General features: G+C 63.1%; 10 protein-coding genes and 1 rRNA gene. 8 read left to right on the forward strand and 3 right to left on the reverse strand.

What is annotated here, in order from left to right:
• Positions 1–114: ribosomal RNA gene (gene rrf / locus G3N59_RS34265) — 5S ribosomal RNA — on the forward strand.
• Positions 115–274: 160 nt separating this feature from the next.
• Here rrf and G3N59_RS34270 read toward each other — a convergent pair.
• Positions 275–1,276, reverse strand: coding sequence for a LysR family transcriptional regulator (locus G3N59_RS34270; protein WP_205987274.1), 1,002 nt, complete (start codon positions 1,274–1,276; stop codon positions 275–277).
• A gap of 249 nt (positions 1,277–1,525) precedes the next feature.
• Between G3N59_RS34270 and G3N59_RS34275 the strand changes: the two genes are divergently transcribed.
• The 3 genes from G3N59_RS34275 to G3N59_RS34285 all read left to right on the forward strand — a co-directional run bounded on the left by G3N59_RS34275 (position 1,526) and on the right by G3N59_RS34285 (position 5,814).
• Positions 1,526–3,739, forward strand: a complete 2,214-nt coding sequence (locus tag G3N59_RS34275; RefSeq protein WP_205987275.1) for an FUSC family protein — start codon at positions 1,526–1,528, stop codon at positions 3,737–3,739.
• Between the two features lie 137 nt (positions 3,740–3,876).
• Positions 3,877–4,095: a hypothetical protein gene (locus G3N59_RS34280; protein WP_205987276.1), complete on the forward strand. Its 219-nt coding sequence runs from the start codon at positions 3,877–3,879 to the stop codon at positions 4,093–4,095.
• A 186-nt stretch (positions 4,096–4,281) separates the two neighbouring features.
• A complete protein-coding gene (locus tag G3N59_RS34285) occupies positions 4,282–5,814 on the forward strand; it encodes an acetyl-CoA hydrolase/transferase family protein (RefSeq protein WP_205987277.1) in 1,533 nt (510 codons plus the stop codon).
• A gap of 117 nt (positions 5,815–5,931) precedes the next feature.
• Here the strand turns inward: G3N59_RS34285 and G3N59_RS34290 are convergent, their stop codons facing one another.
• Entirely contained in the window at positions 5,932–6,183 is a 252-nt protein-coding gene (locus G3N59_RS34290; protein ID WP_205987278.1) for a GlsB/YeaQ/YmgE family stress response membrane protein, read from the reverse strand.
• Between the two features lie 205 nt (positions 6,184–6,388).
• Positions 6,389–7,096, reverse strand: coding sequence for an MgtC/SapB family protein (locus G3N59_RS34295; RefSeq protein ID WP_205987279.1), 708 nt, complete (start codon positions 7,094–7,096; stop codon positions 6,389–6,391).
• 241 nt (positions 7,097–7,337) lie between these two features.
• Between G3N59_RS34295 and G3N59_RS34300 the strand changes: the two genes are divergently transcribed.
• The 4 genes from G3N59_RS34300 (at position 7,338) to G3N59_RS34315 (ending at position 14,678) form a co-directional block, all read left to right on the forward strand.
• A complete protein-coding gene (locus tag G3N59_RS34300) occupies positions 7,338–8,378 on the forward strand; it encodes a LysR family transcriptional regulator (RefSeq protein WP_205987280.1) in 1,041 nt (346 codons plus the stop codon).
• Between the two features lie 300 nt (positions 8,379–8,678).
• Positions 8,679–11,876 carry an efflux RND transporter permease subunit gene (locus tag G3N59_RS34305; protein ID WP_205987281.1) on the forward strand — a complete coding sequence of 1,066 codons (3,198 nt, stop codon included), beginning with the start codon at positions 8,679–8,681 and terminating at the stop codon, positions 11,874–11,876.
• A 19-nt stretch (positions 11,877–11,895) separates the two neighbouring features.
• Positions 11,896–13,134: an efflux RND transporter periplasmic adaptor subunit gene (locus G3N59_RS34310; protein ID WP_205987282.1), complete on the forward strand. Its 1,239-nt coding sequence runs from the start codon at positions 11,896–11,898 to the stop codon at positions 13,132–13,134.
• Positions 13,134–14,678, forward strand: coding sequence for an efflux transporter outer membrane subunit (locus G3N59_RS34315; RefSeq protein WP_205987283.1), 1,545 nt, complete (start codon positions 13,134–13,136; stop codon positions 14,676–14,678). The genes G3N59_RS34310 and G3N59_RS34315 overlap by 1 nt, the downstream gene beginning before the upstream one ends.
• Positions 14,679–14,730 lie beyond the last annotated feature (52 nt).

Genomic DNA, 14,730 nt, shown 5'->3' on the forward strand with positions numbered 1-14,730 from the left:
CCTGATGACCATAGCGAGTTGGTCCCACCCCTTCCCATCCCGAACAGGACCGTGAAACAACTCCACGCCGATGATAGTGCGGATTGCCCGTGTGAAAGTAGGTAATCGTCAGGCTCCTTATGCAGTAGGTCCAGAACCCCGGTTGCTCCTAGCGAGAACCGGGGTTCTGGCGTTTACGCGGCCGGAAAAGCACGCGCAGATGCAGGCACCGCGAAGCCCGCATAAAAAAGCCGTCCCACAGGGACGGCTTTTTGCATTCAGCAAACTCAAATCATCAACCTGCGGAATTCTGCTCCGCATCCGGCGCACCTTGCGGCGCCAATGCCGCTGCATCGGCGAGCTGTTCTTGAGTCAGTTCTTCCAGCAACGCCATATCGCGCGCAATCACTTGCGGAAGATGCGCGCGCAGAAACTCCACCCACGTCTTCGTCTTTGCATCGACGAACTTGCGTGACGGATACAGCGCATACACATTGCTCTTCTGCAGAATGTGCTGCGGCAACACACGCACCAGCGTGCCGTTACGCAGTCCTTCGATCGCCGCATACACCGGCAACGTGCCGATACCCATACCTTCGCGAATTGCCACCGCGAGCGATTCGGCGATATTCACCTGAACCGGCCCGTCGACGTGCATTTCGACGCTGCCGTCCGGGCCTTCGAGCGTCCATTCGTGCGCGTCGGAAGTTGGCGTCTTGAGAATCAGGCAGTCGTGATGGGCCAGGTCCGCCGGCGTGCGCGGCGCGCCGTGCGTATGCACATATCCCGGCGATGCACACAGAATGCTGTACGTCGAACCTAGCTGATGCGAGACCAGATCCGAATTCGGCAACGAAGCGGCCGTCACCACCGACACATCGCTGCTGCCCTCGAACAGATCGGGCAGGCGCTGCGAAAGCGTCAACTCCACCGTGACTTCGGGATGCAAGGCGCGATAGCGCGAGATCGCAGGCAGTACGTACTGCTGCCCAATACTCGCGAAGCTATGCATGCGCAGCGCGCCAGCCGGACGCTCATGCGCGCAACTCGCTTCCTCTTCCGCGCTATCCACATCCGCGAGAATCTGCCCGCAGCGCTTCAGGTAGCGCTCGCCTGCCGGTGTCAGCGCGAGCCGGCGCGTCGACCGGTTGAGCAGGCGCGTGCGCAGATGCGCCTCCAGTTCCGACACCGCGCGCGACATGGCGCCCGTCGTCGAATCGAGCGATTGGGCCGCGGCAGTGAAACTGCCGGCTTCGACGACGCGGACGAACACCCGCATGTTTTGTAGCGTATCCATCAGACCTTCTTTAAGAACTTCTTGTTTGGCACGAAAACGATATTGTCCGCCTCGCGGGCCCTGGCATTGTTGAGCGATCTGGAACGGACGTTCCTTGCCGGTCCCGTTAATTCGCTTTATTGGCGATCCTACAATCGGCGCTTTGTCGATCCAGATTTGCGCTTGCGCATTGACATCGACAGACGACCTGCCATAGCAGCGTCGCGTTATCCGTAATCATCGTATCAATCCAAAAGTAGTGCGTTTCCCATGAACCGGCAGCCAACGATACATCGTGCGACCGACCCGCGTCGTCGCGTCGAAATTATCTGGCGTGCCGCGCGGCTTGCCCTGCGCGACTGGCAGGCCACGCACGGCGCGATCTGGCTGCATTTGCTGAAAACGGTGACGGCGGGATTGCTGGCGATGGGCATTGCGATGCTGCTCGACCTGCCGCAGCCGCGCATTGCGATGACCACGGTGTTCGTGCTGATGCAGCCGCTGTCCGGCATGGTGTTCGCGAAGAGCGTGTACCGCATCGTCGGGACGGCGGTGGGCATGGTGGCGGCGGTCGTGCTCGGAGCCGTATTCATCCAGCAGCCCGAACTCTATATCGCCGGGATGACGATGTGGGTGGCCGCCTGTACGGCCGCTGCCATGCGCAATCGACATTTTCGTTGGTACGCGTTCGTGCTGGCCGGTTACACCGCTGCGCTGATCGGCATTCCGCTCGTGTTGCAGCCCAATGGCCTGTTTCTGGCCGCTCTCGGGCGCGGTGCCGAGGTCGCCGTGGGGATTCTGTGTTCCGGGGTCGTCAGTGCGGTTATCGTGCCCCGGCAATCAGGCTCGGTGCTTGAGCGCACCTTGCGCACACGGTATCTCGATTTTACTGCGTTCGCTGCGCGAGTGCTGTCCGGCGGCCTCGAAAGGGACGCGTTCGAAGGGCGATTCGCGAAACTCGTCGATGAAATCGTCGGCTTCGAAGCCACGCGCGCTTTCTCATTTTTCGAAGATCCGACCATGCGCTCGCGCAGCCAGTTGCTCGCGCGTCTGAACGGCGAGTTCATGGATGCGAGCGCGCGCCTGCATGCACTGCGTCAGTTGAAGAAGCGCCTGCGCTGGAGCGACGATTCGATCGCACCGCTTGACCCCTATTTCAGCGAACTTGCGGCGATACTCGCGCAACGTCCGAGCCTCAAGGAATCGGACCGCGCCTACGCGCTGCGCCTCGCGCAGGATCTCGAATCGTTCCAGCGCACGCTGCCGCGTCACGTTCGCGAGACGCGTCGGCCGCTCGAAACAGCGCCGCCCGAGACGCTCCAGGACTTCGATACATCCGCCGAACTGATCTACCGCTTCAGCGCCGAAATCGCCCGCTACAGCCGCACCTGGGCCTCGCTGACGCAAGCTGGCCTGCCGCCCGAGCCGCGCATCACGCGCTACGTGCCGCGCACCAGCTGGTACGTGGTGGCGTTCACCTTCATGCGCACGGCGGTGGTGGTGGCGGCCGTCGGCTGGTTCTGGGTCGAGACCGACTGGCCGAGCGGCGGCCTCGCGATGATCGCCGCCGCCATCACCTGCGCGCTGACCTCATCGGCGCCGCGCGCGACGCGCATGGCGTTCCAGATGGCGGCGGGCGCGAGCTGCGCGACCGTCGTCGGCTATCTGCTGACGTGCTACGTCTACCCGAACGTCGATGGCTTTCCGCTGCTCTGCGCGGCGCTGGCGCCGGCGCTCGCGCTGGGCGCGTTCTTCGCCACGCGTGCGCGCATCGCTGGCTTCGGGGTCGGATTCTCGGTATTTCTGTGTCTGCTCGCGGGCCCGGACAACGTGATCGCCTACACGCCCGATCTGCTGATCAACAACGGTATCGCCGTGGTGGCGTCGATGCTGGTGGCCGCGCTGGCCTTTTCGGTGGTGTTCCCGCCGCATATGAGCTGGCTGGTCGAGCGCATGTGCGCGGCCTTGCGCGGCCAGGTCGTGCTGGCCTGTCGCGACGACCTGCCAGGCATCGGCCAGCAGTTCCAGTCGGGCGCGCACGATCTCATGCACCAGTTGCGGTTGCTGCTCAACGGCCGCAAGCAGGCGCACCGGCGCGCGCTGCGCTGGATGCTCGTGACGCTCGAAGTGGGGCATGCGGTCATCGACTTGCGCCACGACGCGCAAACGGCCGCGTGGCTCGCGCAGAGCGATAGCCGATGGCGTGTGTCCTTCGACCACGTGCTCGCCGATATCGCGCGGCTATTCGAGCACCCCGATGCAGCCCAGCTCGATCGCGCGCTGCAGGCCGTGCGTACGGCCACGTGGATCGCGCAGGAGGCACTGCCGCGCGTGCACCACGACCGGGACCGCCGCCACGACGTTCAGCGGCTCCTGAGCCATCTCCACTTCATCCGCAGCGCGCTGCTCGACCGCGATGCCCCGCTTGGCGCCCATGCGCGTCAGGCGCGCCGTCGCCGCGCGCTGCGTTTGCGTTTCTCCTGAGCCCGTCCGATGGGCGCCTGCGTGATCTTGTCGCAGTCTGGAAATATGCCTTCCACCCCAGCTCCTTAATCAATCCAGGCCCCGGTCATATAGTGGCGTCACTGCTTCGGCAGTACCCGTTAGCACTGGAGAGTGAAATGAAGTCCCTGAAGATCGCTGTTGTTGCCTGTTCGATGTTTGCCGCCGCCGCTGCTTATGCACAGAACGACGCAACGGCGGCGGGCGTCCCGCAGCAGGTCGCCCAAAGCGCAGGTCAGCCTGTCGCTCAAGCGTCCTCGCACCGTGAAATGACGCCGGCAAGTCACGGCGAATGCGTCGGACCTGCCAGCTTCTGCAACATTTATTTCGGTAGCTGAGATCGAGTAACCGCCCGCCATGAGCAGGCGCAAGCTTGAAATTCTTGCCGCGGCGCCTTGATTCAGGGTCCCGCGGCGTTTGCGCATTCCGGCCGCAAAACAGTATTGCAAACGCCGTGATGCAAGGCCGCCATAGCGAGACCTGAAAATGGGCACTTGGCGATCAGAGAGTTTGTGGAGACTTTGATGTACGAAGACCGTATTCGTTGTGCCGCACTGCGCGGCAAGATCACCTCGGCTGCCGAAGCAGCTCAACTCGTGCGCAATGGCATGCGCGTCGGCGCGAGCGGCTTCACGCGCGCGGGCGACACCAAGGCCGTGCCGCTCGAACTCGCACGCCGCGCGCGCGAAGAGAAGGAACCGCTGCGTATCACGCTGATGACGGGTGCCTCGCTCGGCCACGACGTCGATCGCATGCTGACCGAAGCGGGCGTGCTCGAACGCCGCCTGCCGTTCCAGGTGGACACCACGCTGCGCCGTGCGATCAATCGCGGCGAAGTGATGTTCGTGGACCAGCATCTCTCCGAGACCGTCGAGATGTTGCGCGCGAACCTGCTTGGCAAGCTCGACCTCGCCATCATCGAGGCCGCGGCGATTACGGAGACGGGCGCGATCGTTCCCACGACCTCCGTGGGCAACTCGGCAAGCTTCGCGATTCTCGCGGAGAAGGTGATCGTCGAAATCAATCTTGCGCAGCCGCTCGGTCTCGAAGGCCTGCACGACGTATGGATTCCGGGCCGCCGCCCGCATCGCGATCCGCTGCCCATCGTGCGCGTCAACGATCGCGTCGGCACCCAGGCGATCGAGATTCCGCCCGAGAAAATCGCCGCCATCGTCATCACCAACGAACCGGACAGCCCCTCGACCGTGCTGCCCGCCGATGAAGAAACCGCGCGTATCGCGGGCCATCTGATCGACTTCCTCCAGCATGAAGTCAAGCACGGCCGCATGAGCGCGCAACTGCCGCCGCTGCAGGCCGGTATCGGCACGATTGCGAACGCGGTGCTGTCGGGTTTTGTCGATTCGCCGTTCGAAGCGCTCACGATGTATTCGGAAGTGCTGCAGGATTCGACGTTCGATCTGATCGACTCGGGCAAGATGGTGTTCGCTTCGGGCGCGTCCATGACGCTTTCCGCGCCGCGCCAGGAACAGGTGCTCGCCGAACTCGACCGCTATCGCGACAAGCTCGTGCTGCGTCCGCAGGAAGTCAGCAACCACCCGGAAGTGATTCGCCGCCTCGGCCTGATCGCGCTGAACACGGCGCTCGAATGCGACATCTACGGCAACGTGAATTCCACGCACGTGGGCGGCACGCACATGATGAACGGCATCGGCGGTTCGGGCGACTTCGCGCGCAATGCGTCGTGCGCGATCTTCGCGACCAAGGCGATCGCCAAGGACGGCAAGATCTCGAGTATCGTGCCGATGGTGCCGCACGTCGATCACAACGAGCATGACGTCGATGTGATCGTGACGGAGCAAGGTCTCGCCGATCTGCGCGGTCTCGCGCCGCGCGAACGCGCCACGCTGATCATCGAGCGTTGCGTGCATCCGCTCTATCGCGATCTGCTGCGCGACTACTACAAGGACGCGCAGAAGATCGGTGGTCAGACGCCGCACAACCTCGCCAAGGCGTACGAAATGCATCTGCGCTTCAACGAGACTGGCTCGATGCTGCCGGGCGCGCCGGATGCAGGCGAACTCGTCGCGAATGCATAAACGCGCTTGAGCATCATTTCTGACGCGCGAGCATAAAAAAACGGGAGCACCGGTGACGGTGCTCCCGTTTTGCCTTGGCGTCCGCGTATTAGCGCATTAGCAGGTTAGCGAAACACGCTACGCCCTGCGGAACAGCCTGATGATAAACAGCAGGATAACCGCGCCGACAATCGCGGTGATGATCGAGCTGATCATGCCGGTGCCGATATGAATGCCGAGCAGCCCGGCAAGCCAGCCGCCGATGAACGCGCCGACAATCCCGACGATGATATCGACGATCAATCCGAAGCCGCCGCCCTTGACGAGCACTCCAGCGAGCCAGCCAGCGATTGCGCCGATGATGAGCCAGGCGATGATGCCGTGTTCCATATAGAAGACTCCCCTCGTTGACGTGAACACTCTCACGATGAATTGGAGCTTAGTCGAAGGGCAGGATCGCGTCCACGAAACACAGTCAGAATTGACAGTTCTTGAAAGCCGCCGCGCGTTGTTTCGATTGATGCAACGCGATAGAAATGAAATCGTAAGGAATGCGAGGCGATTTCCATAAAGACGGGCGGCGCTTTCGTTTTAATTACTCGGGCGCAACTTCCGTTTCTGCCGCCGTCCAGCTCACGCTCGACACGCTTTTTTCCATGCTGAGGCGGCTCGCCATCAGTTCGAGCTTGGACTGATATTTCGGATGCAGCCGCACGGTGGCCGTCACGCGCAGCCGTTGCGGTTCGCCCGGCAGATCTTCGCTCGTCAGACTCTGGAACGAGAGCGGCGTGGAATACATTGAATTGGACAGCACGGTGCGAATATGGATTTCGTCCTCTTCGCGGCACACCACGGTCAGCTCGTAGACGCGCACGAGATCGGCGTTCGATACGGGCGACTGATTGATGATGCGGCTCACCTCGCGCAGCACCGTATTGGTGAGCAGCACGACCGCCGTGCCCGCGATGGCGGGCACGTAATGGCCCGCGCCGCACAGCACGCCCACGGCCGCTGAACACCACAAGGTCGCTGCCGTATTGATGCCCTGAATGGAGCCCTTGTCGCGCATGATCACGCCGCCGCCGAGGAAGCCCACGCCCGACACCACATAGGCCGCGATCTGCGTGACGCCGCTCGTGCCGTTGCCCGTCAACACGCCAAGCGTGACGAACAGACACGCGCCGCTGGCCACGAGCGTGATGGTGCGCAGGCCCGCCGTGCGCTGACGCATCTGGCGTTCCAGTCCGATGGCGACGCCGCAGGCGAACGCCGCGAGCAATCGCAAGGCGAATTCGTAATTCATCGTTCTGTCATGAAAGCGGCCGGCGGGAGCTTGAGAAACCCGCGCGCAAGCCTTGTCGCAAGGGCGATCCGCCATGCTGTGGGCGCGGTGGATCATACGCGGGACAAGGCGGCTCGCCAAGCTGACACGCCTGCCATTTAGAAGTCAGCATCTGGCCACGGCCTCCAGGCGAGACTGGCGGTATTCGACTATTCACAATGAATCACGCCGGGAAGAGCAAGACGATGGAAAGGAGACGCTGATGGACACGCTGCGCAACATGCGTATTTTCGTAAGAGTGGTGGAGTCGGGCAGCTTCACGCGCGCCGCCGCGAACGAAGCGATGACGACAGCGCAGGTCTCGCGCGCAGTCACCGATCTGGAATCGCGTCTGCGTACGCGCCTGCTGAATCGCACCACGCGGCGCATGTCGCTGACCGAAGCGGGCGAGCGCTACCTGCAAAGCTGCAAGCGCATTCTTGCTGACATCGAGCAGGCCGAAGCCGAAGCCGCCGCGGCGCACGCGAATCCGGCCGGCAAGCTGCGTGTCTATGGTGGCACGAGTTTTGGACAGCATTACGTCATGCCGCTGATAGCTCGTTATCAGCAGCATCTGCCCGATGTGGCCGTCGACTTGACGATCGCGCAGGAGATGCCCGACATCATCGAAGAAGGCTACGACGTGGCCGTGGTGGTGGCCGCGGAACTCGAAGATTCCGCGCTGATTTCCCAGCAGCTCGGCAGCACGGCGGCCATTCTGTGTGCGTCGCCGGACTATCTGCGCGCGCGCGGCGTGCCGCATTCATTCGACGACCTCGACGCGCACACCTGCCTGCATCTCACCGATGCAAGCCTGCCCGCCGGGCAGTGGGTTTCCGAAGGCCCGCAGGGCGAAACCTTCCGGCATACCGGCGTTACGCCGTTCCAGGTGAACAACCCGGAAGCGCTTGCTCTGGCGATTCGCGAAGGCATGGGCATCGGTCCGTTGCCGGTGCCTGTCGCGCTGCCGGGACTGGCCGATGGCACGCTCGTGCGCGTGTTGCCCACGCACCGTTTGCAAACGCTCAATATCTACGCGCTCTACGCATCGCGCCGTTATCTGGACGCGAAGATCCGCACCTTCGTGGAGTTTCTGCGCGAGAAAGTGCCGCTCGTGCTCACCGAGCAGGAAAGCGCGCTTGCCACCTGCGATGCGCCGGGTCGACGCGCGGCGGCCACACCGTTTCGCGAAGCGCGGCAACTGCATGCGAAAGCCGATAAACATGAGAAACATGAGGTGGAGCGTCTGCGCCTCGTGAACTAGAAGCGGCCAGCCAGGCCCACAAAAATCACAAAGCTCACCAAGCTCATTAAGCACGACTAGAAAAACGCACGCGCATGGCGTGACGGGAGACCTGCGTCCAACGTTTGCGAACGAGCCGCAAAGGCACGCTGTAGCAGCCGCGTTTGAGCGATTGAACGTAGCTGTCAGTTTCGCCATATTCGCGCCAGCCAACCGCCAGTGCGATTGCCTATGATGCGGCACCGTTTGACCGACGCGCAGCGCGTATTTTCTTTCGCCAGCTATTTCGCCGAATTTGTCTGATTTACCCGAACCCGTCTCATGTGGATCGTTAATCTCGCGCTGAAGCGGCCATACACGTTCATCGTGATGGCCATCATGATCGTGCTGGCCACGCCGTTCGTGCTGATGTCGATGGCCACCGATGTGCTGCCGAACATCAATATTCCGGTCATCAGCATCATCTGGTCGTACACGGGCTTTTCCGCGCAGGACATGGCCCAGCGCATCACCTCGGTCAACGAGCGCAGCCTCACGACCACGGTGAGCAATATCGAGCACATCGAATCGCAGTCGCTGCCCGGCATCGCCATCATCAAGCTATTTCTGCAACCGGGTGCGAGCCTGCAAACGGCGATCGCGCAGGCCGTGGCTTCCGAGCAGGCGCAGGTCAAACAGATGCCGCCGGGCGCGACGCCGCCGCTGGTGATCAGCTATTCGGCTTCGAGTATTCCGGTCATTCAGCTCGGGCTGTCGAGCAAGTCGATGAGCGAACAGGCGCTCGCCGATATCGCCATGAATTTTCTGCGCCCGCAACTCATTACGATTCCGGGCGCGCAGGTGCCTTATCCGTATGGCGGCAAAACGCGGGTGATTTCCGTCGATATCGACACGCGCTCGCTCATTTCCAAAGGCCTTACGCCAGCGGATATCGTCAACGCGGTGAGCGCGCAGAATCTGATTCTGCCGACCGGCACGGCCAAACTCGGCCAGACCGAATATCGCGTGGACACCAATGCGTCGCCCGACACGATCGCGGGCCTCAATCGCATTCCCGTGCAGACGGTGAATGGCGCGACGACTTATCTCGGCGACGTCGCGCATGTGCGCGACGGCTTTACGCCGCAAACCAATATCGTGCGTCAGGATGGCCAGCGCGGCGTGCTGATGTCGATCCTCAAGAGCGGCGATGCATCGACGCTGCAAGTCGTCGGCAAGCTCAAAAGCCTGCTGCCGCAAGTGCGCAACACCTTGCCTGCGGATCTGGTGATCCAGCCGCTGTTCGACCAGTCGATTTTCGTATCGGCGGCCGTGCAGGGCGTGGTGCGCGAAGCGCTGATCGCGGCCGCGCTGACCGCCGCGATGATCCTGCTGTTCCTCGGCAACTGGCGCAGCACACTCATTATTGCGGTATCGATTCCCCTGTCGATTCTGGCGTCGATCATCGCGCTGTTCGCATTGGGCGAAACCATCAACATCATGACGCTCGGCGGCCTCGCGCTCGCCGTGGGTATTCTTGTTGACGACGCAACGGTCACGATCGAAAACATCGAACGGCATCTTCATTTAGGCGCGAAACTGCACGAAGGCATTCTCGAAGGCGCTGGTGAAATCGCCGTGCCGGCACTGGTTTCCACGCTTTGCATCTGTATCGTCTTCGTGCCGATGTTCTTTCTCACGGGCGTGGCGCGCTTCCTGTTCGTGCCGCTCGCGGAAGCCGTGGTGTTCGCGATGATCGCCTCGTACATTCTTTCGCGCACGCTGGTGCCGACGCTTGCGATGCTGCTGTTCGAAGGCCACGATCCTTCTGCGCATGCGCAGAAGGGTGCACGCGCGTCGATGTTCGCGCGCGTGCACGAGCGTTTCAATCATGGTTTCGAGCGCGTGCGTGCGAATTACATCGCGCTACTGAGCGTTCTGCTCGCACGGCGGCGCTTCTTTGGCGTGTCGTTTTTGTCGTTCTGTCTGCTTTCGCTGGGCCTCGTGTTTTTCCTCGGCCGCGACTTTTTCCCAACCGTCGATGCGGGCAATATCCGCCTGCATATGCGCGCGCCGACGGGTTATCGCATCGAAGAAACCGCACGTCTCGCCGATGAAGTCGAACGCACCATCCGCACGGTCGTGCCCGCCGATCAACTCGCCACCATCGTCGATAATCTGGGCCTGCCGTATAGCGGTATCAATCTTTCGTACAGCAACGCGGGCACGATGGGCACGCTCGACGGCGAAATCCAGATCGCGCTCAAGCCCGAGCACGATCCTTCGCACGTCTATATCGACAAACTGCGCACCTTGCTGCCGCAGCGTTTTCCGGGCGTCGAATTTTTCTTCCAGCCCGCCGACATCATCACGCAGATTCTGAACTTCGGTCAGCCTGCGGCGATCGACGTGCAGGTGGTGGGATCGGATCTGCACAAGAATATGGCGATCGCAAGCGCGCTGCTCAAGCAGGTGCGCCAGTTGCCGGGCGCGGTCGATGCGCACATCGAACAGCGTAACGACGAACCGGGATTGATGCTCGCGATGGACCGCACGCGCATGCAGCAACTCAATTTGAGCCCGCAAAACGTGGCGCAGGATGTGCTGATCGCGCTTTCGGGCAGCTCGCAGACCTCGCCGGCGTTCTGGGTGAGCCCGCAGAATGGCGTGGAATATCCGCTTGCCGTGCAAACGCCGCAATACCGCGAAACGTCGATCAACGAAGTGATGGGCACGCCGGTTTCAGCGCATGTGGGCAACGCCGCCGCGCCGTTGCAACTCGTGAGCAATCTCGTGCAACTCAAACCGCACGACGGCCCGGCGATCGTCACGCACTACAACATTCGGCCTGTGATCGACGTGCTCGTCAGCGTGGAGGGCAGCGATCTTGGCGCGGTGGGCGCGCATATCGACGACCTTATCAAGAGCATGCAGGCGCACGCGCCGCGCGGCACCATGATTACGATGCGCGGCCAGATCGACACCATGCGTTCCTCGTTTATCGGTCTGGGTGCGGGGATTGCGGTGGCGATCGTGCTGGTCTATCTGCTGATCGTGGTGAACTTCCAGTCGTGGGCCGACCCGCTCATTATCATCAGTGCCTTGCCGGCTGCCCTTGCGGGCATCGCGTGGATGCTGTTCATCACCGGCACGCATCTGAGCGTGCCCGCATTGACGGGCGCGATCATGACCGTGGGCGTGGCGACCGCAAACAGTATTCTGGTGGTCTCGTTCGCGCGCCAGCGTCTTTCGGCGGGCGCAACGCCGCTGGCAGCCGCGCTCGAAGCGGGCGCGACGCGTATCCGGCCCGTGTTGATGACCGCGTTCGCCATGATGATCGGCATGGTGCCGATGGCGCTGGGTCTGGGCGAAGGCGCGGAACAGAATGCACCGCTCGGCCGCGCGGTGATCGGCGGTCTGCTGTTTGCGACTGTCTCCACGCTTTTATTCGTACCCCTGATGTTTGCAACGGTGCACTCGCGCCTTGCCCACCGCGCCGAAACGAAACGCGCGCGCGCCGCGCAGCGTCGTGCCGATTGATCTTTCCGATGCCGAAGACATGAACGAACCTCACCACCATTCTTCTCTCGACATCTCCGTGAGCGGCGAGCAGGGCCTGGATCTGCCCGCGCGCGCTCAGGCGGGACGGCGTGCACGCCTCGCGGTAATCGTCGTGGCCTTGCTGCTGGCGGCGGGCGCGGCGCGCACGATCGTGTCGAACGTGCTCAATGCCCACCATCTCGCCGATGTCACCAGCCAGAACGCGAAGCAGTACGTGAGCGTCGTGCAGCCCACGCCCGCAGGCGCGGACGGCCGCATCGTGCTGCCCGGCACGCTGCGCGGCTACGTGGAAGCGCCGATCTATTCGCGCGCGACCGGCTACGTGCTCAAGTGGTACGCGGATATTGGCGCGCATGTGCAGCAAGGCCAGTTGCTCGCCGATATCGACACGCCCGAAATCGATCAGGAACTCGCGCAGGCTCAGGCGCAACGCGATCAGTCGGCATCGACGCTCGCGCTCGCCAAGACTTCGTTCGACCGCGCGCAGCAATTGCGGCAACGCGACGCCGTTTCGCAACAGGAACTCGACGACCGGCAGGGCGCGTACAACCAGGACGTGGCGAATCTCGCTGCCGCCGACGCCAACGTGCGCCGCCTGCAGCAGACCCGATCGTTCCAGCATATCGTCGCGCCGATCACGGGCGTAATTACGCAGCGTAACGTCGATATCGGCGATCTCGTGAATGCGGGCAATGGCGGCGCGGGGCGTGCGCTGTTTGCGATTGCCCAGTCCGATCCGCTGCGGCTCTATCTGGACGTGCCGCAGACCTACGCACCGCAAGTAGCGGTGGGCCAGCACGTGAGCGTGAGCGAGCAGGAATTGCCCGGCGTGACGTTCGACGGCACGGTCACGCGCACCGCGCAGGCGATCAATGTGGCCACGCGCACGCTGCAGGTGGAAATTGCGCTGCCCAATCACGACGGAAAACTGCTGCCCGGAGCCTATGTGCAGGCCGCGCTGCAAACCGATTCGCACGGACTCCTGACGGTTCCCGGCAACACGCTGTTGTTCCGTTCGGAAGGGCCGCGCCTGGCCGTGGTGGATGCGCAAGGCAAGATCAAGCTCAAACCCGTGGAAATCGCGCAGGATCAGGGCCAGACGCTGGAAATCAGCCGCGGGCTCGATGCGGGCGATCGCGTCGTGCTCAATCCCAGCGATTCGATCGCCGATGGCGATTCCGTCGTCGTGGTCGCGCCGCAAAAGGGCGCGGCTTCTACGCCGCGAGGAACGACGTGATGACCGTGCGTTTTTCGTTGCCAGCCGCGCGCGCAATGCTGTTTGCAGGCGCAGTGGCGAGTCTCGCCGCCTGCACGGTCGGCCCCGATTATCGCGCGCCGCAAACGGCCAGCCCGGCCGCATGGCAGGTCGATCCCGCCGATGCCTACTGGCACGCGGCGCAGCCTTCGCATGCGCCGCTCGATCCGCAATGGTGGACCGTGTTCGGCAATCAGGAGCTTGACGGGCTGGAAAACGCGGCGCTGGCGGAAAACCAGACGCTGCGTGTGGCCGTCGCGCACTACGCTCAGGCGCGCTCGACGCTTGCCTCGGTGTCCTCGCAACAGTCGCCGCAGGTGTCGCTCGACGGCAGCCTTGCGCGCGAGCGCATCTCCGCGAACCGCCCGCAGACGAGCTATGTGACGCAGAATATGTCGACGGTGCAGAACGACATCAAGGTCGGGCCGACCATCAGCTACGAACTAGATCTGTTCGGGCGCATCCGGCGCATGGTGGAATCGGCGCAAGCGTCCGCGCAGGAAGCGGGCGACGATCTCGCCAACGCGCGCCTCGTGCTCACGGCTGAACTGGCCACCGATTATTTCGCGCTGCGCGAACTCGACGATGAAATCGACGTGGTGAACCGCTCGATCGCGCTGCAACAGAAGGCGCTCGACTTCGTCAACGCGCAGCACGATCTGGGCGCGGTGTCGGGCCTCACGCTCCTGCAGCAGAAGGCGCAACTGGACGCCACGAAAACGCAGGTGCATCTGCTGGAAAACCAGCGTCAGCAGGACGAACACGCCATTGCCGTGCTGGTCGGCAAGCCTGCGCCGGCATTCGCGCTCGCACCCAGGGTCACGCCCTTGCCCACGCCCGCGTTGCCGACCGGCTTGCCGAGCGAGTTGCTGCAGCGCCGCCCGGATGTGGCGTCGGCCGAGCGCGCGATGGCGGCAGCCAACGCGCAGATCGGCGTGGCGCGTTCCGCGTACTTTCCCGACATCACGCTCTCGCCGACGCTGGGCTGGGAAGCGACCAGCTTCGGCAGCCTGTTTACCGCGTCGAGCCTGCTATGGTCGCTCGGCGCGAGTGCGGGCGAGGTGCTGTTCGACGGCGGCAAGCGCGCGGCCGGCGTGGATTACGCGCAGGCGGGTTACGAATCGGCGCAGGCGTCGTATCGGCAGACCGTGCTCACGGCCTTCCAGGAGGTGCAGAATGCGGTGACGGGGCTTTCCGTGCTCGAACGCGCGTCGACGGACGGCCAGGCTGCGGTGGACGACGCGCGCCAATCGTTCGATCTCGCCAACGACCGCTATCAGGGCGGTCTGGTCGCCTTCATCGACGTGCTCAACGCCGAGCAGCAATTGCTTGCCAGCGAGCGCCAGGAGGTGCAGATTCACGGACAGCAGGCCGCCACGGTGGTATATCTGGCAAAGGCGCTGGGCGGCGGCTGGAGCGCGGACGAACGCGCGCTCGCCTGTAGCATGGGCACCTGCCGCGAAGTGCCGGCAGGCGGCGCGCAAGATCCGCAAAATTCGCAGAACGTCGCGCCCGGACGAGGCTGACGGCAACACAAATACGATTCGACGCGGCCCACGAGGCCGCGCGCGAAGTGGA

This window comes from Paraburkholderia sp. Ac-20340 (assembly GCF_017104965.1).
Classification (GTDB): Bacteria; Pseudomonadota; Gammaproteobacteria; order Burkholderiales; family Burkholderiaceae; genus Paraburkholderia.

Bases quoted from the DNA above. Each gene is read 5' to 3' on its own strand.
- G3N59_RS34270 (WP_205987274.1), bottom strand. From the start codon at position 1,276: ATGGATACGCTACAAAACATGCGGGTGTTCGTCCGCGTCGTCGAAGCC.
- G3N59_RS34275 (WP_205987275.1), top strand. From the start codon at position 1,526: ATGAACCGGCAGCCAACGATACATCGTGCGACCGACCCGCGTCGTCGC.
- G3N59_RS34280 (WP_205987276.1), top strand. From the start codon at position 3,877: ATGAAGTCCCTGAAGATCGCTGTTGTTGCCTGTTCGATGTTTGCCGCC.
- G3N59_RS34285 (WP_205987277.1), top strand. From the start codon at position 4,282: ATGTACGAAGACCGTATTCGTTGTGCCGCACTGCGCGGCAAGATCACC.
- G3N59_RS34290 (WP_205987278.1), bottom strand. From the start codon at position 6,183: ATGGAACACGGCATCATCGCCTGGCTCATCATCGGCGCAATCGCTGGC.
- G3N59_RS34295 (WP_205987279.1), bottom strand. From the start codon at position 7,096: ATGAATTACGAATTCGCCTTGCGATTGCTCGCGGCGTTCGCCTGCGGC.
- G3N59_RS34300 (WP_205987280.1), top strand. From the start codon at position 7,338: ATGGACACGCTGCGCAACATGCGTATTTTCGTAAGAGTGGTGGAGTCG.
- G3N59_RS34305 (WP_205987281.1), top strand. From the start codon at position 8,679: ATGTGGATCGTTAATCTCGCGCTGAAGCGGCCATACACGTTCATCGTG.
- G3N59_RS34310 (WP_205987282.1), top strand. From the start codon at position 11,896: ATGAACGAACCTCACCACCATTCTTCTCTCGACATCTCCGTGAGCGGC.
- G3N59_RS34315 (WP_205987283.1), top strand. From the start codon at position 13,134: ATGACCGTGCGTTTTTCGTTGCCAGCCGCGCGCGCAATGCTGTTTGCA.